Source organism: Kitasatospora sp. NPDC127060, assembly GCF_042724935.1.
Taxonomy (GTDB): Bacteria; Actinomycetota; Actinomycetes; order Streptomycetales; family Streptomycetaceae; genus Kitasatospora.
This window is the reverse complement of the sequence record NZ_JBHXEG010000033.1, coordinates 1-19,911: the sequence shown is the minus strand read 5'-3', so window position 1 is coordinate 19,911 and position 19,911 is coordinate 1. Positions and strand designations below refer to the sequence as shown.

Sequence of the window (19,911 nt, the reverse complement as noted above, 5' to 3'; positions counted from 1 at the left end):
TTCCTGTGAGGTGATGGCTAGATCAGCGGGGCTTGCGGGCCGTTGGGCCGGGCCAGGCGCTCGTCCGTGATGGCGACCACGATCTGCGTGACCTCCGCCTCGGTGAGCCGGCGGAAGCCGTCCTCGGTGATCAGCGAGACGATCGGGAAGATCTTGCGGGCCAGGTCCGGTCCGCCGGTGGCGGAGTCGTCGTCCGCCGCGTCGTAGAGCGCCTGGACGACCAGGGTGGCGGCCTGGTCGGCCGTCAGGTCGTCGCGGTAGAGCTTCTTCATCGAGCCGCGGGCGTAGACCGAGCCCGAGCCGGTGGCGGCGAAGCCGCGCTCCTCGGAGCGCCCGCCGGTGACGTCGTAGTTGAAGATCCGGCCGCGGCCGAGGTCCAGGTCGTAGCCGGCGAAGATCGGCACCACCGCGAGGCCCTGCATGGCCATGCCCAGGTTGCCCCGGATCATCGTGGTGAGCCGGTTGGCCTTGCCCTCCAGGGAGAGCGTGGCGCCCTCGATCTTCTCGTAGTGCTCCAGCTCCAGCTGGAACAGCCGGACCATCTCGATCGCGAGGCCGGCGGTGCCGGCGATGCCGACCGCGCTGTACTCGTCGGCCGGGAACACCTTCTCCATGTCGCGCTGGGCGATCACGTTGCCCATGGTCGCCCGGCGGTCACCCGCGATCACCACACCGCCGTCGAAGACCGCGGCCACGATCGTGGTCCCGTGCGGGGCCTCGACCACGGCCCCCTCGGGCAGCCCACGGCGGCTGGGGATCAGCTCCGGCTGGTGCTCGGCCAGGAAGTCGAGGAACGAGGACGACCCGGGGGTCAGGAAGGCAGCCGGTAGACGCCCGGTGCCACGAGTGTTGGCTTCCACACGATTCCTTCCAGGTAGCTTGAAGCGCGCATTGCCCGCACCCTACCCGCCGACGATCAACGTCCACGCGTGGAGGGGCCGGTGCCGGGACGGCCGGGCGGCCGCTGCCGCCCGACCGTCCCGGACGGTCGCGACCGTGAATTCCCGATTACCGGGGACGGGCTATTGCCCACCCTTCTGCACGAATCCCCGGACGAAATCCTCGGCGTTCGACTCGAGCACTTCGTCGATTTCGTCCAGCACCGCGTCGACGTCGTCGCTCAGCTTTTCCTGGCGCTCCTTGAGGTCGTCGGAATTCTGGCTTTCCGCGGCCTGCTCCTCGACCTCCTCGGAGGAACGGTTTGCCCGCTGCTGGCCGCCGCCGGTGTCCTTGCTCGCCATTTCCCTCACCCCGCTCGAATCGTCTGGCACGGTTTGGTCGGTCGGTCGTTGCCGGTTGGCACCGACCCTATACACAAGGTGCGACTGCCGCTCCCGGTTTGGCGGTGGCGCTTCCTGTCCAACACCCGCTGCCACCCCGGATGATTCCCATTCGGCGGACGTTCACCCGTGGTGATCGAAAAGTTACCCGCCGGACAGGACCCGCAACAGGTCCTCCGCCGTGCGGCAGCGGTCCAGCAGCTCCTTGACGTGGTTGCGGGTGCCGCGCAGCGGCTCCAGCGTGGGCACCCGCTGCAACGAGTCCCGGCCCGGCAGATCGAAGATGACCGAGTCCCAGGAGGCCGCCGCGACGTGCTCCGCGTACTGCTCCAGGCAGCGCCCGCGGAAGTACGCCCGGGTGTCCTCCGGGGGCTTGGTGACGGCCCGCTCGACCTCCTCCTCGGTCAGCAGCCGCTCGAACCTGCCGCGGGCCACCAGGCGGTTGTAGAGGCCCTTCTCGGCCCGTACGTCGCTGTACTGGAGGTCGACCAGGTGCAGCCGCGGGTTGGCCCAGTCCAGGGCGTCCCGGCTGCGGTAGCCCTCCAGGATCTCCCGCTTGGCGATCCAGTCCAGCTGCCTGGAGAGCGACATCGGGTCGCGCTCCAGCCGCCCCAGCACGTCCTCCCAGCGGGCCAGCACGTCCACGGTCTGCTCGTCGGCGTCGGTGCCGAAGCGGTCCTCGACGTACTTGTGGGCCAGTTCGAAGTACTCCAGCTGCAGTTGGACGGCGGTGAGCCTGCGCCCGTTGCGCAGGGTGATCAGGTGCTTGAGGGTCGGGTCGTGGGAGACCCGGTGCAGGGTGCGCACCGGCTGGTCGACGGCGAGGTCGGAGGCGATGAAGGAGTCCTCGATCATCGACAGGACCAGTGCGGTGGTGCCCAGCTTGAGGTAGGTGGAGATCTCGGAGAGGTTGGCGTCCCCGATGATCACGTGCAGCCGGCGGTACTTCTCGGCGTCGGCGTGCGGTTCGTCCCGGGTGTTGATGATCGGGCGCTTGAGGGTGGTCTCCAGGCCGACCTCGACCTCGAAGTAGTCCGCCCGCTGGCTGATCTGGAAGCCGTTCGCCGAGCCGTCCTGGCCGATGCCGACCCGGCCGGCGCCGGTGACCACCTGGCGGGAGACGAAGAACGGGGTGAGGTGGCGGACGATGTCGGCGAACGGCGTCGCCCGCTTCATCAGGTAGTTCTCGTGGGTGCCGTAGGAGGCGCCCTTGTTGTCGGTGTTGTTCTTGTACAGGTGGATGTTCTGCCCGTTGGGCAGCTCCAGCGCCCGTTGCGCGGCGGCGGCCATGATCCGCTCGCCGGCCTTGTCCCAGAGCACGGCGTCGCGCGGGTTGGTCACCTCGGGCGAGCTGTACTCGGGGTGCGCGTGGTCCACGTAGAACCGGGCCCCGTTGGTCAGGATGACGTTGGCGAGACCGATGTCCTCGTCGGTCAGCTGGCTGGCGTCCGCCACCTCGCGCGCGAGGTCGAAGCCCCGCGCGTCGCGCAGCGGGTTCTCCTCCTCGAAGTCCCAGCGGGCCCGCCGTGCCCGGTGCATCGCCGCCGCGTAGGCGTTGACGATCTGGGACGAGGTGAGCATGGCGTTGGCGTTGGGGTGCCCGGGCACGGAGATCCCGTACTCGGTCTCGATTCCCATCACGCGCCGTACGGTCATGCGGCCCTCCTTGCCCGGTGCGCCGCCCCCGACGGGCGGAACACTCTGACGTACCGCTGAACAACACCGGCGCCGGACAGCTGCCCGCGGACGGTGGGTCGAGCCTATTTCCGTGCCGACCGGCGGGCCCCCCGAGACGCGCCGTCCGGCTGCGGGGCCGCGAGGCGCCACAGCCGGACGGTGTGCGTACAGCTCCGGGGACCGCTGGCGGCCCGGACAACCGCGTGCTTACAGGTACTGCCCCGTGTTGGCGACAGTGTCGATCGAGCGGCCGGACTCGGCGCCCTGCTTGCCGGTGACCAGCGTGCGGATGAAGACGATCCGCTCGCCCTTCTTGCCGGAGATGCGGGCCCAGTCGTCCGGGTTGGTGGTGTTCGGCAGGTCCTCGTTCTCCTTGAACTCGTCCACGCAGGCGGCGAGCAGGTGGGAGACGCGCAGACCGCGCTGACCGTGGTCGAGGAAGTCCTTGATGGCCATCTTCTTCGCGCGGTCGACGATGTTCTGGATCATGGCGCCGGAGTTGAAGTCCTTGAAGAACAGGACCTCCTTGTCACCGTTGGCGTAGGTGACCTCCAGGAAGCGGTTCTCCTCGGTCTCCGAGTACATCCGCTCCACGACCGACTGGATCATCGCCGCCACCGTGGCCCCGACGGAGCCGTCGTGCTCCTTGAGGTCGTCCGGGTGGAACGGCAGCGAGTCCTTGAGGTACTTGGAGAAGATGTCCTTCGCGGCCTCGGCGTCCGGGCGCTCGATCTTGATCTTGACGTCCAGCCGGCCGGGCCGCAGGATCGCCGGGTCGATCATGTCCTCGCGGTTCGAGGCGCCGATGACGATGACGTTCTCCAGTCCCTCCACGCCGTCGATCTCGGCGAGCAGCTGCGGGACGATGGTGTTCTCCACGTCCGAGCTGACACCGGAACCGCGGGTGCGGAACAGCGACTCCATCTCGTCGAAGAAGACGATGACGGGCGTGCCCTCGCTCGCCTTCTCCCGGGCCCGCTGGAAGACCAGGCGGATCTGCCGCTCGGTCTCGCCCACGTACTTGTTGAGCAGCTCGGGGCCCTTGATGTTGAGGAAGTAGCTCTTCCCCTGGGGGCGGCCGGTGACCTCGGCGACCTTCTTGGCCAGCGAGTTGGCGACCGCCTTGGCGATCAGCGTCTTGCCGCAGCCGGGCGGGCCGTAGAGCAGCACGCCCTTGGGCGGGCGCAGCTCGTACTCCTTGAAGAGGTCGGCGTGCAGGTACGGCAGTTCGACCGCGTCGCGGATCTGCTCGATCTGGTTGCTCAGACCGCCGATCTGCCGGTAGTCGATGTCCGGGACCTCCTCGAGGACCAGCTCCTCGACCTCGGACTTCGGCACCACCTCGTACACGTAGCCGGAGCGGGGCTCCAGCAGCAGGGCGTCCCCCGCCCGGATGTTGACCTCGCGCAGCGGTTCGGCGAGGCGCACCACGCGCTCCTCGTCGGTGTGGCCGACGACCAGGGCGCGTTCGCCGTCCTCGAGGATCTCCTTGAGGGTGACGATTTCGCCGATGCGCTCGAAGGCCATCGCGTCCACGATGTTGAGGGCCTCGTTGAGCATCACCTCCTGGCCGCGCCGCAGTTCGTCGAGGGCGACGTTCGGGCTGACGTTCACACGGAGCTTGCGACCGCCGGTGAAGATGTCGGCGGTACCGTCCTCGTTCGCCACGAGGAAGGTGCCGAAACCGGCCGGGGGCTGTGCCAGCCGGTCCACTTCCTCCTTGAGGGCCACGATCTGGTCGCGGGCCTCGCGCAGGGTGGAGGCGAGTCGTTCGTTCTGGGCGGTCACGCCGGCCAGGTTGGTCTGGAGCTCGACGATCCGCTCTTCGAGGATTCTCGAATTGCGCGGCGAGTCGGCGAGCTTGCGGCGCAGTATGGCGATTTCCTGCTCAAGGTACGAGACCTGAGCGGCCTCGTCGGAACCACGAGCGGGCCTGCCGGTGCTGCGGTTGTAGTCGTCATCGTGGGCTGCCACGGTCCTCACCTCCTCCGGGGAGCTGGACGCTTCCAGACCCTACCTGGGACCAGGGGTCCGTAAACCCCTAGATCAAGAAAGATGGAACGGGCGTGTCCGATCTTCGCCCCAGCGTGCTTCCCCTCTGCTAAGGGGATACCCACCGCTCACCGCCCAAAGCGGGCCAGATGTATCGTCGAGCGAAGCGATATCCGATCGCGACCGTGAAGCTGGGTCCGATCGTTGTACGAATGGCGGGATTGCTCCAGGAATAGGGGCGACCCGGGACAGAAACGGCAGGGGACATGTCGGTGACGGAGCAGACCGCGGCAGCGACCGAGGAGCTGGAGGTGTGGATCGACCAGGATCTGTGCACCGGCGACGGCATCTGCGTCCAGTACGCGCCAGAGGTCTTCGAGCTGGACATCGACGGACTCGCGTACGTGAAGGGCGACGACGACGAACTGCGCCAGCAGCCCGGGGAGACCGCCCCGGTGCCGCTGACGCTCCTTCAGGACGTGGTGGACTCGGCCAAGGAGTGCCCCGGCGACTGCATCCACGTGCGCCGGGTCGCCGACCGCGTCGAGGTGTACGGGCCGGACGCCGAGTAGCGGTTCAGCTCCGGCCGACCGGGGCGGCGGACTGGGAACGCACCCAGCCGCCGCCCTTGGGCGTCCAGGTGAGGTCCAGTGAGACGTCCGGCCGGAAGCGCGGCACGTCGTCGCTCGAATACCCCTGCGCGTGGCCGGTGATGGCGCCGTCGGAGCGCACCGCGAGCCGGTTCAGGGTGAGGTTCTCGCGGTCGGCGAGCAGGGTGGCGACCACCGCCGGGCGCCCGTCCGGGCCGAAGCCGAGCAGGTAGACGGAGTCCGGCGGGGTGCCGGTGTCGGTGTCGCAGTGCGCGGCGACGACCGTACCGGGGTGGCCCTCGCCCAGTTCGGCGGGCACGGTGAGCACCGTCTTGACCGGGAACGGGCCGCAGTCCATGGGCAGTTGGGCCTTGGCCGGATCGGGGGCGGTGCTCGCGGCGAGCGCCTTGGGGGTGCCGCCGCGGGCCGGCAGCGGGGTGCCGGTCGCCGGGGAGGCGGCGAGTGCGGCGGCCACCACCGCGCCGCAGCCGGCCAGGGCGAGGGCCCAGTGCCAGGGGGCGGTGCGTGCGTGGCCGGGCCGGGTGAGGCCCTGCGGTGTCTGCTGTCCAGCCGTCGCCGTCGTCCCGACCGCGGTCTCCACCAGGCGTCCCCTCCAGAGCTCCAGGAGCTGGTCTGCGTGTGAGCGAGCATCGTCCCACACCCGTGGGAGGCGGCGAACGGCCGGGGAGCCGTACCCGGAGGCGAGCGGGCGTCAAACAGCCGGGGAGCCGAAGGGCGCGCCGACGGCGAACGGCGAAGGGGTGGTGCGAGCTGTTCGCTCGCACCACCCCTTCGGTACGGGTCCGGGCTCAGCCCAGGTCGGGCTGGTCCGCGTCGGTGTCACGGGCGGCCTTGCGGGCCGCGGCGCGCTCCTGCAGCGACGGCTCGGGCGCCCCGCTGTCGTAGTCCTCGCCGTAGGCGCCCTTGGCCGGGCGGCGGCGGCGCAGCGGCGGCTCGACGCCGTCCGCCAGACGGCGGGCGGTGAGCAGGAAGCCGGTGTGGCCGATCATCCGGTGGTCCGGGCGGACGGCCAGGCCCTCCAGGTGCCAGGTGCGGACCATGGTCTCCCAGGCCTGCGGCTCGGTGAAGGTGCCGTGGTCGCGCAGCGCCTCGACGGTCTTGGACATCTGCGTGGTGGTGGCCACGTAGCAGCAGATGAGGCCGCCGGGGACGAGCGCCTCGGAGGCGACGTCCAGGCACTCCCAGGGCGCCAGCATGTCGAGGATGACGCGGTCGACGTCGGTCTCGACCAGGTTGTCCTGGAGGTCGCCGACGGTCAGCTTCCACGCCGGGTGCGAGCCGCCGAAGTAGCGCTCGACATTGCTCCGGGCGATGTCCGCGAAGTCCTGCCGGCGCTCGTAGGAGGCCAGCATGCCCTGCTCTCCGACGGCGCGCAGCAGGTACATGCTGAGCGCGCCCGAGCCCACACCCGCCTCGATCACCCGGGCACCGGCGAAGATGTCGGCCATGGCCAGGATCTGCCCCGCGTCCTTGGGGTAGATCACGGCCGCGCCACGCGGCATGGAGAGGACGTAGTCGGGGAGCAGGGGGCGCAGCGCGAGGTACGGGACGTTCCCCGTGGTGCGCACGACCGTGCCTTCAGGAGCGCCGATCAGCTCGTCGTGCGGGAACGCACCCTTGTGGGTGTGGAACTGGTTCCCGGCCTGGAGCGTGAACGTGTAGTGGCGACCCTTGGGGTCGGTCAGCTGGACCTGGTCCCCGACCTGGAAGGGCCCGCGTCGGCGGGCGGCACCGGTCGGTTCGGACATGCGGCCAATCCTAAGGGAAGCGGGGCGTCCCGCCTCACCAGGCCCTGGTCACCGGCCCGACACCGCGGCGGTGAGGCGCTGTTCGATGTCGGTGAGGGCGGCCACGCCGTACACCCGGCCGTCCGCCTCGACCACCAGGTACTCCCCCGCCGGGGTGGCCTGGATGGCCCGCAGCAGGGCCTCGCCACCGAGGTCGGCGTCCAGCCGCAGCCCCGGTTCGAGGTCGCGGGCGAGCGGGCCGACGGCCACCCAGGGGCGGCGGTGCTCCGGTACGGCCCGTACCGCGGACTCCCGGACGATGCCGATCGGGTCCCCCCGGCCGTCCACCACCACGACCGCGCCGGCCTTGGCCTCGTGGGCCCGGCGCATCGCCTCGCCGAGCGGGGTGTCGGCGGTGACCTCGACGGTGCGGCGGGCGAGGTCGCGCAGCCGCAGCTCGGGCAGCGCCGCCTTGAGCCGGGCGTTGCGCAGGCTCCCGGTGGCGCCGTTCCAGATGATCGCCGCCAGCACGGCGGCCAGCACCGCGTCCACCAGGGTGTCGGTGGTGCTGAGTTCGGCGCCGCGCGAGGCGCTGAGCAGTGGCAGGCCGAACAGCACCACGACCGCCAGTGCCCGGCCGATCCAGGCCGCCGCCACCGTGCCGGTCATCGCCCTGCCGGTGACGGCCCAGACCACGGCGCGCAGCATCCGCCCGCCGTCCAGCGGCAGGCCGGGCAGCAGGTTGAAGGCGGCGACCACCAGGTTGGAGACCATCAGGCCGGTCAGCAGCACCCCGGGCACGCTGGACAGTTCGACGGCGCGCAGCGCGAGGTAGAAGACCCCGCCGAGCACCAGCGACAGCAGCGGGCCGACGAAGGCCAGCCAGAACTCCCGCCAGGGGCTGTCGGCCTCGTTCTCGATCTCGGAGACTCCGCCGAAGAACTGCAGCTGGATCCGCCGCACCCCGAGCTTGTAACGCAGCGCGACCAAGGTGTGGGCGAGTTCGTGCACCAGCACGGAGGCGTAGAAGGCCACCGCGAAGAAGAAGGCCAGCAGGTAGCGCACGCCACTGCCGAGTTCGGGCAGGACGTCGGCGAGCTGCCCGCCGAACACCCAGGTGATCAGGGCGGCGATGACGAACCAGGACGGGGTGACGTAGACGGGCACGCCGAAGGGGCGCCCCATCAGGAGACCGCCGCCGCGCTCCGGCGGCTGCCCGCCCGGGCGGTCGCCGTCCTGCGGTGGCTGGTCGGAGGTCTGCTGCCCCCTGGTGTCACTCACCGTGATCCCTTCGGTCGTCCGCCCGTCGTGCCCCCGGTGCGCCCACGCTACGTGATCGCGGCCACTCGGTGCCGCGCGCCCCTCTGTCAGCGTCATACCCACTGCACCGGCCGCGGACCGGCCCCGGACCTCGGACCCGGACCTCGGACCGGCCCCGGCCGGGGAGAGGCCTGGGCCCCGGGAAGCCCGGGCGGCAGCACCGTGGCAGCGGGATGACAGCAAAGGGCAATAGGGTCGTAGCCATGCAGCAGACCGACACCAGCAGCGCCGCCGCGGCTCCGGCGCGCCCGGCGGCGCCCCCGACCGGGCTGTCCCCGTCCCGCGCGGGGGACTTCCTGACCTGTCCCCTGCTGTACCGGCTGCGGGTGATCGACCGGCTGCCCGAGCCCCCGAGCCAGGCGGCGACCCGGGGCACGCTGGTGCACGCGGTGCTGGAGCGGCTGTTCGACAGCCCGGCGGCCGAGCGGACGCCGGAGCGGGCCCTGGGCCTGCTGCGCCCGCAGTGGGAGCGGCTGCTGGGCGAGCGCCCGGAGCTGGGCTCGCTGTTCCCGGACGACCCGGACGGCGCGGCGCTGACCCGCTGGCTGGCGGACGCCGAGAAGCTGGTCGGCCAGTGGTTCCGGCTGGAGGACCCGACCCGGCTGCACCCGGTCGAGCGCGAGCTGTACGTGGAGACGGCCCTGGAGTCGGGGCTGCTGCTGCGCGGCTACATCGACCGGGTCGACGTCGCCCCCACCGGCGAGGTGCGGCTGGTGGACTACAAGACCGGCCGGGCGCCCTCGCGGGACTTCGAGGGCAAGGCGATGTTCCAGATGAAGTTCTACGCGCTGGTGGTGTGGCGGTGGAAGGGCGTGATCCCCAAGCGCCTCCAGCTGGTCTACCTGGGCGGCGGCGGGGACGTGGTCAGCTACGACCCGGACGAGGCCGACCTGCTCGCGGTGGAGCGCAAGCTGCAGGCGCTGTGGGAGCGGATCGCCCAGGCGGTGGCCACCGGGGACTTCCCGGCGACCCGTAACCGGCTCTGCGACTGGTGCGACCACCAGGCCAGCTGCCCGGAGTTCGGCGGCACCCCGCCGCCGTACCCGCTGCCGCTGCCGCTGCCGCTGCCGCTGCCGCCGAGCCGTACGTCGGATGAGAGAGATCCCACGGGGGATCCGATGAGCGAGGAGTCCTAGTGACGATCCGAGTGCTGCTGGTCGACGACCAGCCGCTGCTGCGCACCGGTTTCCGGATGATCCTGGAGGCCGAGTCCGACCTGGTGGTGGTCGGCGAGGCCGGCGACGGCCAGCAGGCGCTGGACCAGGTGCGGGCGCTGCAGCCCGACGTGGTGCTGATGGACATCCGGATGCCGCGGATGGACGGCGTCGAGGCGACCCGCCGGATCGCCGGTCCGGGCCGCGACGGGCCGGCCAAGGTCCTGGTGCTGACCACCTTCGACCTGGACGAGTACGTGGTGGAGGCGCTGCGCGCGGGCGCCAGCGGCTTCCTGCTGAAGGACGTCCCGGCGGAGGAGCTGGTGCAGGCGATCCGGGTGGTCGCGGACGGCGCGGCGATGCTGGCGCCGAGCATCACCCGCCGGCTGCTGGACATGTACGCCACCAAGCTGCCCTCCGGCGAGGAGGCGCCGCCGCAGGCGCTGAGCGCGCTGACCGAGCGGGAGTTGGAGGTGCTGAAGCTGGTGGCGCGCGGGTTGTCGAACGCGGAGATCGCGGCCGAGCTGTTCGTCAGCGAGACGACCGTGAAGACCCACGTCGGCCATGTGCTGACCAAGCTCCAGCTGCGCGACCGGGTGCAGGCGGCGGTGTACGCCTACGAGAGCGGGCTGGTGCGGCCGGGCACCCTGTAGCCGGCCGGAACGTGACGGCGGCCCGCCCGCTCCCCCGGTGCTTGGGGGGAGCGGGCGGGCCGCCGTGCGTGGCGCGCTACTTGCCGTTGCGGCCGATCTCCCAGAAGCGGAAGAAGCCGGTGGTGTCGACGGTGGACTCGACGCCGGTGATGTCCGCGCGGGCCGCGTAGAAGGACTTGTTCTGGTACAGCGGGAGCAGCGGCACGGATTCCGCGACGATCTGCTGGATCTGCCCGTAGCCGGCCGAGGCGGCGCTGCGGTCGGCCTGCTTGAGGCCGTCCGGGATCAGCTTCTGGCTGATCCTCGGGTCGTCCCAGCCGGTGTGGAAGATACCGCCGTCGACCAGCAGCGGGGCGATGTAGTTGTCCGGGTCCGGGTAGTCGGCGAACCAACCGACGATGTACGCCTGGTACTTGCCCGCGGTCCAGCCCTTCTTGTAGGCGTCCCAGTCCGGCTCCTGCTGGACCGTCACCTGGAACAGGCCGCCGGTCTCCAGCTGCTTCTTGATCGTGTCGGCCTCGCCGTTGCCGGCCCGCGAACGGGACCAGGTGAGGGTGAGCTTGACCGGGGTCTGGACCTTGTTGTCGGCGAGGGCCTTCTTGGCCTTGGCCACGTCCTGGTCGCCCCAGCGGTCGAAGAAGGCGGTGGTGTGGCCGGTGACGCCGGCCGGGACCATCGCGTACAGCGGCTGGACGGTGCGGGCGAAGACGTCGCGGGCGAGCGCCTTGCGGTCGAGCAGCGCGGCGGCGGCCTGGCGGACGCCGACGTTGCTCAGCACCGGGTCCTTGGTGTTGAAGGCCAGCGAGCGGGTGTCGTTGCTGTCGCCCTCGACCACCTGGAGGTCGGTCTTGCCGCCCTGCTGGTCGGACCGGATCTGGGCGGCGGTGTTGGGCTCCAGGCTGTTGTCGGTGACGTCGACGTCGCCCTTGTCCAGCGCGGCCTTGAGGTCGGCGGGCTTGTCGAAGTACCGGACGGTGAACTTGTTGTTCCGCAGCTTGGCGTCGCCGCTGTACTTGTCGTTGGGCACCAGCACGACCTTGCCCAGCTGCTTGCCGTCGGCCATGCCCTCGACCGAGTCGAGGCGGTACGGGCCGGAGCCGACCACCTTGTCGTTGGAGAGCGCCTTGTCGGCCGGGAAGACCTGGTGGTCGACGATGGCGCCGGCCGGAGAGGCCAGCTTGGCCGGCAGGGTGGCGTCGGGGGCCGACAGGTGGAAGACCACCTCGCTGTCGCCCTTGGCCTCCACGCTCTTGATCGAGGAGAGCAGGCCGGCCGGGCCGTTGGGGTCGTCGATCTTCTTGGTCCGCTGGATCGAGAACACCACGTCCTCGGCGGTCAGCGGGTGACCGTTGGAGAACTTCAGCCCCGGCCGCAGGGTGCAGTGGTACTCGGTGGCCTCGCCCCCGGAGAAGTCGCAGGACTGCGCGGCGTCCGGGGAGGGCGTGCTGGCGGCGGCCGGGAAGGTCAGCAGCGACTGGAAGGTGTTGCGCAGCACCAGCCAGGAGCCGGAGTCGTAGACGACCGCCGGGTCCAGGGTGCCGGTCAGCTGGGCGGTGCCCATGGTGATCGACTTGCCGCCGCTGTCCCCCTTGACGGCGTCGGTGACCGATCCGCACCCGGCCACCGTCACGGCGACCAGACCGGCGCAGCCGAGTGCTGCCAGGCGTTCAGCTGAAGTCTTCACGGGAGCGTCCTTCGGGGGTGTCGCGAACCCGAGTAGCGTGCCATATCGAACACGCACGACCGATACCCGTGCAGATGACGTTTGGGACACGGTGGTTGAGGGCATCACGGCGCGCCCGACGAGTTGTCAGCCAATGCCCGTTTTCTCCCCCGGAGTCCTCGGGGTGAGGCGTTTACCGGCGAGTAGACCCCGGCCGCAATGAGATGACAATCACACTCGCGAGACGACCAGCGAGCGCAGCAGGTCGAGATCGACCTGCTCCAGCGACGGCAGCACCAGCCGCCCGGGAGCCGACTCGATCGGAGCCACCGACGGGACCGCGATCACCGGGCAGCCGGCCGCCTCGCCCGCCCGCACCCCGGTCGGGGTGTCCTCGACGACCACGCAGCGGGCCGGCTCCGCCCCCAGCCGACGGGCGGCCTCCAGGTACGGGTCCGGGAACGGCTTGGTGCGCGGCACCTCGTCCCCGCCGATGGTGAAGGCGAAGCGCTCGGCACCCAGCGACCGCAGCACGATGTCGATCACGTGCCGGTGCGAGGCGGACACCAACGCGGCCGGGACGCCGTGCGCGGCAAGGGTGTTGAGCAGCCGTTCGGCGCCCGGCATGAGCGGCACCCCGCCGGCCAGCAGGTCGACGAAGCGCTGGTTGACCAGCACCCCCAGGTCGGCCGGGGCGATGTCCACCCCGGTGCGGGCGACCAGGTAGTCCATCACCCTGGTCATCGGGCCGCCGACCACGTGGGCCCGGTCCTGCTCGTCCAGCTGGTGGCCCAGCTCGGCGAAGAGCGTGACCTCGGCCTGCCACCAGAAGTCCTCGGTGTCCACCAGCGTGCCGTCCATGTCCAGCAGCACCGCCTGCAGGCCGCGGTGGTCCCCGTGGTCGAGTGCCAGGGCGGCGGTGGAGCTGGTGGTCATGGTGGGTCCTTCCGTCCGATCCCAGCGGTTCCTGGGGATGGCACAGGCCGGCCCGCTGGTGAGCGGACCGGCCCGTTCAGGATCATCCAGGATACGCCCGCTTCGTCCGGAAAGAGCGAACGGAGAAGGGCATCGGAATTACCGGGCGTTGAAGTACTTCGCCTCGGGGTGGTGGATCACGATCGCGTCGGTGGACTGCTCCGGGTGCAGCTGGAACTCCTCCGACAGCACCACGCCGATCCGCTCCGGCCGCAGCAGGTCGGCGATCTTGGCGCGGTCCTCCAGCTCGGGGCAGGCCCCGTAGCCGAGCGAGAACCGGGCACCCCGGTACTTGAGCGCGAACATGTCCTTGACGTCCTGCGGGTCCTCGCCGGAGAAGCCCAGCTCGTAGCGGACCCGGGCGTGCCAGAACTCGGCCAGGGCCTCGGCCAGTTGGACCGAGAGCCCGTGCAGCTCCAGGTAGTCCCGGTAGGAGTTCCCGGCGAACAGCTCGTTGGCCGCCTCCGAGATCCGGTTGCCCATGGTGACCACCTGCAGCCCGACCACGTCCCGCTCGCCGGACTCCTCCGGACGGAAGAAGTCGGCCAGGCAGAGCCGGCGGCCGCGCCGCTGGCGGGGGAAGGTGAAGCGGGTCCGCTCGGTGCCGTCCTCGTGGAAGACGATCAGGTCGTCGCCCTTGGAGTTGGCCGGGTAGTAGCCGTAGACCACGGCCGCCTCCAGCCAGCCCTCGGTCTGCAGCCGGTCCAGCCAGGCCCGCAGCCGCGGCCGGCCCTCGGTCTCCACCAGCTCCTCGTAGGACGGGCCGTCGCCGTTGCGGGCCGCCTTGAGGCCCCACTGGCCCTTGAACAGCGCGTCCTCGTCCAGCCAGGAGGCGTAGTCGGCGAAGGGGATGCCCTTGACGATCCGGTCGCCCCAGAACGGCGGGGTGGGCAGCGCGTTGTCCAGCACCACGTCGGAGCGGATCTGGCCGAGGTTGACCTCGGGCTCCGGCTCCGCCACCTCGACCCGGGCGTGCCGGCGCTGCTTGAGCTCCGGCAGGGTCGCGCCGGGCACCCCGCGCTTGACCGCGATCAGCGCGTCCATCAGCCGCAGGCCCTCGAAGGCGTCCCGGGCGTAGCGGACTTCGCCCTCGTAGATCTCGTGCAGGTCCTGCTCGACGTAGGCGCGGGTCAGGGCGGCGCCGCCGAGGATCACCGGGAAACTGGCGGCCAGCTTGCGCTGGTTCAGCTCCTCCAGGTTCTCCTTCATGATCACGGTGGACTTCACCAGCAGGCCGGACATCCCGATGACGTCCGCCTTGTGCTCCTGGGCGGCGTCCAGGATCGCCGAGACCGGCTGCTTGATCCCCAGGTTGACCACGTTGTAGCCGTTGTTGGACAGGATGATGTCGACCAGGTTCTTGCCGATGTCGTGGACGTCGCCCTTGACGGTGGCCAGCACGATGGTGCCCTTGCCCTCGCTGTCGGACTTCTCCATGTGCGGCTCCAGGTGGGCCACCGCGGTCTTCATCACCTCGGCGGACTGGAGCACGAACGGCAGCTGCATCTGGCCGGAGCCGAACAGCTCGCCGACCACCTTCATCCCGGCCAGCAGGGTCTCGTTGATGATCTCCAGCGCCGGACGCGCGGTCAGCGCCTCGTCCAGGTCGGCCTCCAGGCCGTTGCGCTCGCCGTCGATGATCCGGCGCTGCAGCCGCTCCTCCAGCGGGAGCGCGGCCAGCTCCTCGGCCTTGGAGGCCTTGACCGAGGCGGTGGAGACGCCCTCGAACAGCTCCAGCAGGCGCTGCAGCGGGTCGTAGCCGTCCCGGCGGCGGTCGTAGACGAGGTCCAGGGCGGCCTCGCGCTGGTCCTCCGGGATCCGGGAGATCGGCAGGATCTTGGAGGCGTGCACGATCGCCGAGTCCAGGCCGGCCTCCACGCACTCGTGCAGGAAGACCGAGTTGAGCACCACGCGGGCGGCCGGGTTGAGGCCGAAGGAGATGTTCGACAGGCCGAGGGTGGTCTGCACCTTCGGGTGGCGGCGCTTGAGCTCGCGGATCGCCTCGATGGTCTCGATGCCGTCCCGGCGGGACTCCTCCTGGCCGGTGGCCAGGGTGAAGGTCAGGCAGTCGACCAGGATCGAGCCCTCGTCGATGCCGTAGTCGGTGGTGAGTTCGGCGATCAGCCGCTCGGCGATCTCGACCTTCAGCTCGGCGGTACGGGCCTGGCCCTGCTCGTCGATGGTCAGCGCGATCAGGCCGGCGCCGTGCTCGCGGGCCAGCGAGGCGATCTGCCCGAAGCGCGAGTCGGGGGCGTTGCCGTCCTCGTAGTTGACCGAGTTGAGCACCGCACGGCCGCCGAGCGCCTCCAGACCGGCCCGCAGCACCGGCGGCTCGGTGGAGTCCAGCACGATCGGCAGGGTGGAGGCGGTGGCCAGCCGGCCGGCGATCTCCTTCATGTCGGCGACGCCGTCGCGGCCGACGTAGTCGACGCAGAGGTCCAGCAGGTGGGAGCCGTCCCGGATCTGGTCGCGGGCGATCTCCACGCAGGCCTGCCAGTCGCCGGCCAGCATCGACTCGCGGAACTTCTTCGAGCCGTTCGCGTTGGTGCGCTCGCCGATCGCCAGGTACGAGGTGTCCTGGCGGAACGGCACCGCCTGGTAGAGCGAGGAGGCCGAGGGCTCCGGCTGCGGCTCGCGCCGGGCGATCGGGCGGCCCTGGACCCGCTCGACCACCTGGCGCAGGTGCTCGGGAGTGGTGCCGCAGCAGCCGCCGACCAGCGAGAGGCCGTACTCGCGGGTGAACACGTCGTGCGCCTCGGCCAGTTCGGCCGGGGAGAGCGGGTAGTGGGCGCCGTCCTTGCCGAGCACCGGCAGGCCCGCGTTCGGCATGCAGGACAGGCCGATCCGCGCGTTCTTGGCGAGGTAGCGCAGGTGCTCGCTCATCTCGGCCGGGCCGGTGGCGCAGTTGAGGCCGATGTAGTCGACGCCGAGCGGCTCCAGCGCGGTGAGCGCGGCGCCGATCTCGGAGCCGAGCAGCATGGTGCCGGTGGTCTCCACCGTCACCTGCACCAGCACCGGGAGGTCCAGCCCGGCCTCGGCCAGGGCGCGCTTGGAGCCGAGGATCGCGGCCTTGGTCTGCAGCAGGTCCTGGCTGGTCTCCACCAGCAGGGCATCGGCGCCGCCGGCGATCAGGCCGGCCGCGTTCTGCTGGAAGCCGTCGCGCAGCGTCTCGTACGGGGCGTGGCCGAGGGTCGGCAGCTTGGTGCCGGGGCCGATCGAGCCGAGCACCCAGCGGGTGCGGCCGTCGGCGGCGTGGGCGTCGGCCACCTCGCGGGCGATCCGGGCACCGGCCTCGGACAGCTCGAAGATGCGCTCGGGGATGTCGTACTCGCCCAGGGCGGAGAAGTTGGCGCCGAAGGTGTTGGTCTCCACGCAGTCCACGCCCACCGCGAAGTAGGCCTCGTGGACGGAGCGGACGATGTCCGGCCGGGTGCTGTTGAGGACCTCGTTGCAGCCCTCGAGGTTCTGGAAGTCCTCCAGCGTCGGGTCCTGTGCCTGGAGCATGGTGCCCATCGCACCGTCGGCCACCACCACCCGGGTGGCGAGTGCCTCGCGCAGCGCGTTCGCGCGGCTCTGCTGGGTGATGGACGGATCGGCTGCAGTGGCCATGGGGCGTCTCCCTGTGCGACGGCTGTCGGCTTTGCGCGCCCGCTTGCTCGGGCACGCACGTGGCCAGGGTATCCGGCACACGGCCCCGGCTGCCGGTGCATTCCGTATCCTGGGCGCTCGACCACAAGGGGGGGAGCTAACCGGGTGGCCCGATTCGGGACCGTTGCGCGGCGCACCGGTCGGGCCGTGGGAGCCCCGCTGCGCCGGTGGACAGGCCTGCCGTGGTGGGGTCGCGCCCTGGTCGCGCTGGGGCTGGCGGCCGCCGTACCGGTCGCCGCGCTGGGCTCGGTGTTCATCTCGTTCCGGCTGCACTACACGGGTGAACCGGCCGCCGAGGCCCGCACCCGGGGGCGGGACGCCGTCTGGCTCGGGCACGCCTGGGTGGACGGCCGCAAGACCGACGCCGACGTGGCGGCGCTGGCCCGGCAGCTGGCCGGCACCGGCGTGCGCGACCTGTACGTCCACGCCGGGCCGCTGGAGCACGACGGCTCGCTGCCGGCCTCCGTCCACCCGAAGGCCCGCTGGTTCACCGAGGCCGCCCACCGGGCTCTGCCTGGGGTGCGGCTGCAGGGCTGGCTGGGCGACGAGGTCAAACCCGAGCGGGACGCCCTGGACCTGGACGACGCACCCACCCGGGACCGGGTCACCGCCTCCGCGGCCCAGGTGCTGGACCAGGGCTTCGACGGCGTGCACTTCGACATGGAGCCGATCCGCCCCGGCACGGCGGGCTGGCTCGCCCTGCTCGACGAGGTCCGCCCGGTGACGGCCGCCCGCGGCGCGAAGCTGTCGGTGGCCGCCCCACAGATCGACCCGGTGCCCGGCCTGCACACGGCCGGCATCCTGCTCACCGACCACGGCAAGTGGTGGGACCAGGCGTACTTCCGGGAGACCGCCCGCCGGGTCGACCAGGTCGCGGTGATGGCCTACGACACCTCGATGCCGACCGAGCCGCTGTTCGGCGGCTACGTCGCCCTGCAGACCGAGCTGGCACTGGAGGCCACCCCGCCGGAGGTCGACCTGCTGATCGGTCTGCCGTTCTTCCGGGACGACACGTGGGGGCACCGGGGCGACGCGGAGACCGTCCCGGCGGCCGTCCGGGGCGTCCGGCTGGGCCTGGGCCGGCAGGACCCGCGGCGGGCGAACTTCGGCGTCGCGCTGTACGTGGACTTCGCCGCGACGCCGGAGAACTGGGCGGCGTACCGGGACGGCTGGGTGGATCCCGCCTGACCAGCTTCCCGCCCGACCAGGTTCCCGCCTGATCCACGTCCCGCCCGACCCGCTGCCGGTCCGACCCCGCTCAGGCCGCCATCCGGTGCGCCAGGGCGCCCAGGTAGCGGTGGACGGTGGCGTCCTCGCCGACCAGGTAGTGCGCGACGGCCCGGTCCAGCGGCTTGCGGACCTCGCCGCGCTCGGTGACGGTGAGCGAGCAGCCGGGCCCGGCCGGGGAGAGCAGGTACGTCCAGGTGCCGCCGTAGGGCAGGTCCGGGTCGGCGATGCCGGTCACCAGCCGGTGCGGGGGCTCGCTGGCCACCACCTCGTAGGTGGTGTGCCCGTGCCGGTCGTACTCTCGCCAGCGCGGGCGGCCACCGGCCCCGGCGGGCAGCCGCTCGACGTGGGTCAGGCCCGGGCGCCAGGCCGGGTAGAGGTCGATGTCGGTCAGCACGTCCCAGACCGCGCCGGGCGACTGGGCGAGCTCCAGCCCGCCCTCGGTGACGTGCTCGACCGGCAGCCGGCGCCCGGCCCGGTCCGCCGCCAGCAGCGCGGCCCCGGCCAGCGCCGCCGTGCCCGCGCCCGCGCCGATCCACAGCCATCGGTTCATCGGTCGGCCCCTTCCGCCCGGCCCCTGCCTCCCCATCATCGCGCCGCCGCGCCCGGCGGGCGATCCGTACCCCTGCGTCGCCGCCCGGACACCGCGCGTCCCCACCGGGCGACCTGACGCCACGTCAGCCAGGACGGGCCGGATATCCGCTGGATCACGGCGGCCCGCTCCCCCAGACTGTCCCGGTGCCCGACCGCCGTGCGCATCAAAGCCCGTAGGCTGGGCAGGTAGGGACCATGGAGCGAGCCGTTCCATGGGAGACGAGAGGTTCGACTGGCGGGAGCCGGCCCGCCCCGGCAATCCAGCCGAGGCGGTGCGGGTCCGACCGCCGACCGGAGGGAGACGCTGGGTGATCGAGCTGGAAGATGTTCCCGAGTTGATCGACCCGGTGATGGTCTGCGCCTTCGAGGGGTGGAACGACGCGGGCGACGCCGCCTCCGCGGCCCTGGCGCATCTGGACGAGACCTGGGGCGGAAAGGTGATCGCCGCCCTGGACGCGGAGGACTACTACGACTTCCAGGTCAACCGTCCGACGATCTGGCTGGACGGCGGCATCCGCCGGATCACCTGGCCGACCACCAGGCTCTCGGTGGTCCGGGTGACGGAGCCGGTGACCAGGGACGTGGTGCTGGTGCGCGGCATCGAGCCGAGCATGCGCTGGCGCTCGTTCTGCAACGAGCTGCTGGGCTTCGCCCACGAGCTGGGCATCGAGCTGGTGGTGATCCTGGGCGCGCTGCTCGGCGACACCCCGCACAGCCGCCCGGTGCCGGTCAGCGGGGTCACCTCCGACCCGGAGCTGGCCCGCCGGCTGGACCTGGAGGAGAGCCGCTACGAGGGGCCGACCGGGATCGTCGGGGTGCTCCAGGAGGCGTGCACCCACGCCGGGGTGCCGGCCGTGACGCTGTGGGCCGCGGTGCCGCACTACGTCGCCCAGCCGCCCAACCCCAAGGCCACGCTGGCGCTGCTCAACAAGCTGGAGGACCTGCTGGACCTGCGGGTCCCGCCGGGCGAGCTCGGCGAGGACGCCCGGGCCTGGCAGCTGGGCGTGGACCAGCTGGCCGCCGAGGACAGCGAGGTGGCCGAGTACGTCCAGCAGCTGGAGGAGGCGCAGGACACCGCGGAGCTGCCGGAGGCCTCCGGGGACGCGATCGCGCGCGAGTTCGAGCGCTACCTCCGCCGCCGGGAGAACGTCGGCCCGACCGGCGAGAAGCCGGTGTCGGGGCACGCGACGGCCGAGCGGCCGGCCGAGCCCGAGGGGCCGGGCACCACCCGGGAGAGCCAGGACGGGGCCGAGGACGAGTAGGGCCCGTCCGGCCCGTCACCACACGCCGAAGGGGCGCCAGGACCCCCTTCCTGGGCGCCCCACTCGCCGGCGGGTCAGGGTTTGAACGTCGCCGCCAGACAGCGGGCCACCCGCCCGCGGGAACCACA

The 19,911-nt window shown here is 71.5% G+C and carries 16 protein-coding genes; 5 read left to right on the top strand and 11 right to left on the bottom strand.

What is annotated here, in order from left to right; translation table 11 throughout:
- Window positions 1–17: 17 nt before the first annotated feature.
- The 4 genes from prcB to arc all read right to left on the bottom strand — a co-directional run bounded on the left by prcB (window position 18) and on the right by arc (window position 4,931).
- Window positions 18–860, bottom strand: coding sequence for a proteasome subunit beta (gene prcB / locus ACFWIS_RS19700; RefSeq protein ID WP_380456587.1), 843 nt, complete (start codon window positions 858–860; stop codon window positions 18–20).
- Window positions 861–1,022: 162 nt separating this feature from the next.
- A complete protein-coding gene (locus ACFWIS_RS19695) occupies window positions 1,023–1,241 on the bottom strand; it encodes a ubiquitin-like protein Pup (protein WP_188299085.1) in 219 nt (72 codons plus the stop codon).
- Window positions 1,242–1,424: 183 nt separating this feature from the next.
- On the bottom strand, window positions 1,425–2,936 hold the full coding sequence (gene dop / locus ACFWIS_RS19690; protein WP_380456589.1) for a depupylase/deamidase Dop: 1,512 nt from the start codon (window positions 2,934–2,936) through the stop codon (window positions 1,425–1,427).
- 228 nt (window positions 2,937–3,164) lie between these two features.
- Entirely contained in the window at window positions 3,165–4,931 is a 1,767-nt protein-coding gene (arc, locus tag ACFWIS_RS19685) for a proteasome ATPase (RefSeq protein WP_380523929.1), read from the bottom strand.
- Window positions 4,932–5,215: 284 nt separating this feature from the next.
- On the opposite strand from arc, the gene ACFWIS_RS19680 reads away from it, so the two are divergent.
- The gene (locus ACFWIS_RS19680) at window positions 5,216–5,521 is read left to right on the top strand and encodes a ferredoxin (RefSeq protein ID WP_380456593.1); all 306 of its coding nucleotides are present in this window, start codon (window positions 5,216–5,218) and stop codon (window positions 5,519–5,521) included.
- Window positions 5,522–5,525: 4 nt separating this feature from the next.
- Here the strand turns inward: ACFWIS_RS19680 and ACFWIS_RS19675 are convergent, their stop codons facing one another.
- From ACFWIS_RS19675 to ACFWIS_RS19665, 3 genes are all read right to left on the bottom strand, one after another.
- Window positions 5,526–6,140: a hypothetical protein gene (locus ACFWIS_RS19675; RefSeq protein WP_380456594.1), complete on the bottom strand. Its 615-nt coding sequence runs from the start codon at window positions 6,138–6,140 to the stop codon at window positions 5,526–5,528.
- Between the two features lie 208 nt (window positions 6,141–6,348).
- Window positions 6,349–7,308 carry a tRNA (adenine-N1)-methyltransferase gene (locus ACFWIS_RS19670; RefSeq protein ID WP_380463996.1) on the bottom strand — a complete coding sequence of 320 codons (960 nt, stop codon included), beginning with the start codon at window positions 7,306–7,308 and terminating at the stop codon, window positions 6,349–6,351.
- Between the two features lie 48 nt (window positions 7,309–7,356).
- Window positions 7,357–8,568: a site-2 protease family protein gene (locus ACFWIS_RS19665; RefSeq protein ID WP_380463998.1), complete on the bottom strand. Its 1,212-nt coding sequence runs from the start codon at window positions 8,566–8,568 to the stop codon at window positions 7,357–7,359.
- A gap of 242 nt (window positions 8,569–8,810) precedes the next feature.
- Here ACFWIS_RS19665 and ACFWIS_RS19660 point away from each other — a divergent pair, with 242 nt between their 5' ends.
- Together ACFWIS_RS19660 and ACFWIS_RS19655 are read left to right on the top strand one after the other, a co-directional pair.
- Window positions 8,811–9,743, top strand: a complete 933-nt coding sequence (locus tag ACFWIS_RS19660) for a RecB family exonuclease (RefSeq protein ID WP_380464000.1) — start codon at window positions 8,811–8,813, stop codon at window positions 9,741–9,743.
- Window positions 9,743–10,414: a response regulator transcription factor gene (locus tag ACFWIS_RS19655; RefSeq protein WP_030286109.1), complete on the top strand. Its 672-nt coding sequence runs from the start codon at window positions 9,743–9,745 to the stop codon at window positions 10,412–10,414. Before ACFWIS_RS19660 ends, ACFWIS_RS19655 begins: the two co-directional genes overlap by 1 nt.
- A gap of 76 nt (window positions 10,415–10,490) precedes the next feature.
- Here the strand turns inward: ACFWIS_RS19655 and ACFWIS_RS19650 are convergent, their stop codons facing one another.
- From ACFWIS_RS19650 to metH, 3 genes are all read right to left on the bottom strand, one after another.
- Window positions 10,491–12,098 carry an ABC transporter substrate-binding protein gene (locus ACFWIS_RS19650; protein WP_380463647.1) on the bottom strand — a complete coding sequence of 536 codons (1,608 nt, stop codon included), beginning with the start codon at window positions 12,096–12,098 and terminating at the stop codon, window positions 10,491–10,493.
- Between the two features lie 210 nt (window positions 12,099–12,308).
- Complete coding sequence (locus ACFWIS_RS19645) at window positions 12,309–13,013, bottom strand: HAD family hydrolase (RefSeq protein WP_380463649.1); 705 nt, start codon at window positions 13,011–13,013, stop codon at window positions 12,309–12,311.
- Between the two features lie 138 nt (window positions 13,014–13,151).
- Window positions 13,152–16,661, bottom strand: a complete 3,510-nt coding sequence (gene metH, locus ACFWIS_RS19640; protein WP_380463651.1) for a methionine synthase — start codon at window positions 16,659–16,661, stop codon at window positions 13,152–13,154.
- Window positions 16,662–16,847: 186 nt separating this feature from the next.
- Here metH and ACFWIS_RS19635 point away from each other — a divergent pair, with 186 nt between their 5' ends.
- Window positions 16,848–17,888, top strand: a complete 1,041-nt coding sequence (locus ACFWIS_RS19635) for a hypothetical protein (protein WP_380463653.1) — start codon at window positions 16,848–16,850, stop codon at window positions 17,886–17,888.
- Between the two features lie 70 nt (window positions 17,889–17,958).
- Here the strand turns inward: ACFWIS_RS19635 and ACFWIS_RS19630 are convergent, their stop codons facing one another.
- Window positions 17,959–18,480, bottom strand: coding sequence for an SRPBCC family protein (locus ACFWIS_RS19630; protein WP_380463655.1), 522 nt, complete (start codon window positions 18,478–18,480; stop codon window positions 17,959–17,961).
- Between the two features lie 349 nt (window positions 18,481–18,829).
- On the opposite strand from ACFWIS_RS19630, the gene ACFWIS_RS19625 reads away from it, so the two are divergent.
- On the top strand, window positions 18,830–19,783 hold the full coding sequence (locus tag ACFWIS_RS19625) for a PAC2 family protein (protein ID WP_380463657.1): 954 nt from the start codon (window positions 18,830–18,832) through the stop codon (window positions 19,781–19,783).
- Window positions 19,784–19,911: the final 128 nt, after the last annotated feature.

Excerpts from the sequence above, each read along its gene's own strand:
- ACFWIS_RS19695 (WP_188299085.1), bottom strand. The coding sequence starts at position 1,241 with ATGGCGAGCAAGGACACCGGCGGCGGCCAGCAGCGGGCAAACCGTTCC.
- dop (WP_380456589.1), bottom strand. The coding sequence starts at position 2,936 with ATGACCGTACGGCGCGTGATGGGAATCGAGACCGAGTACGGGATCTCC.
- ACFWIS_RS19680 (WP_380456593.1), top strand. The coding sequence starts at position 5,216 with ATGTCGGTGACGGAGCAGACCGCGGCAGCGACCGAGGAGCTGGAGGTG.
- ACFWIS_RS19670 (WP_380463996.1), bottom strand. The coding sequence starts at position 7,308 with ATGTCCGAACCGACCGGTGCCGCCCGCCGACGCGGGCCCTTCCAGGTC.
- ACFWIS_RS19660 (WP_380464000.1), top strand. The coding sequence starts at position 8,811 with ATGCAGCAGACCGACACCAGCAGCGCCGCCGCGGCTCCGGCGCGCCCG.
- ACFWIS_RS19645 (WP_380463649.1), bottom strand. The coding sequence starts at position 13,013 with ATGACCACCAGCTCCACCGCCGCCCTGGCACTCGACCACGGGGACCAC.
- metH (WP_380463651.1), bottom strand. The coding sequence starts at position 16,661 with ATGGCCACTGCAGCCGATCCGTCCATCACCCAGCAGAGCCGCGCGAAC.
- ACFWIS_RS19630 (WP_380463655.1), bottom strand. The coding sequence starts at position 18,480 with ATGAACCGATGGCTGTGGATCGGCGCGGGCGCGGGCACGGCGGCGCTG.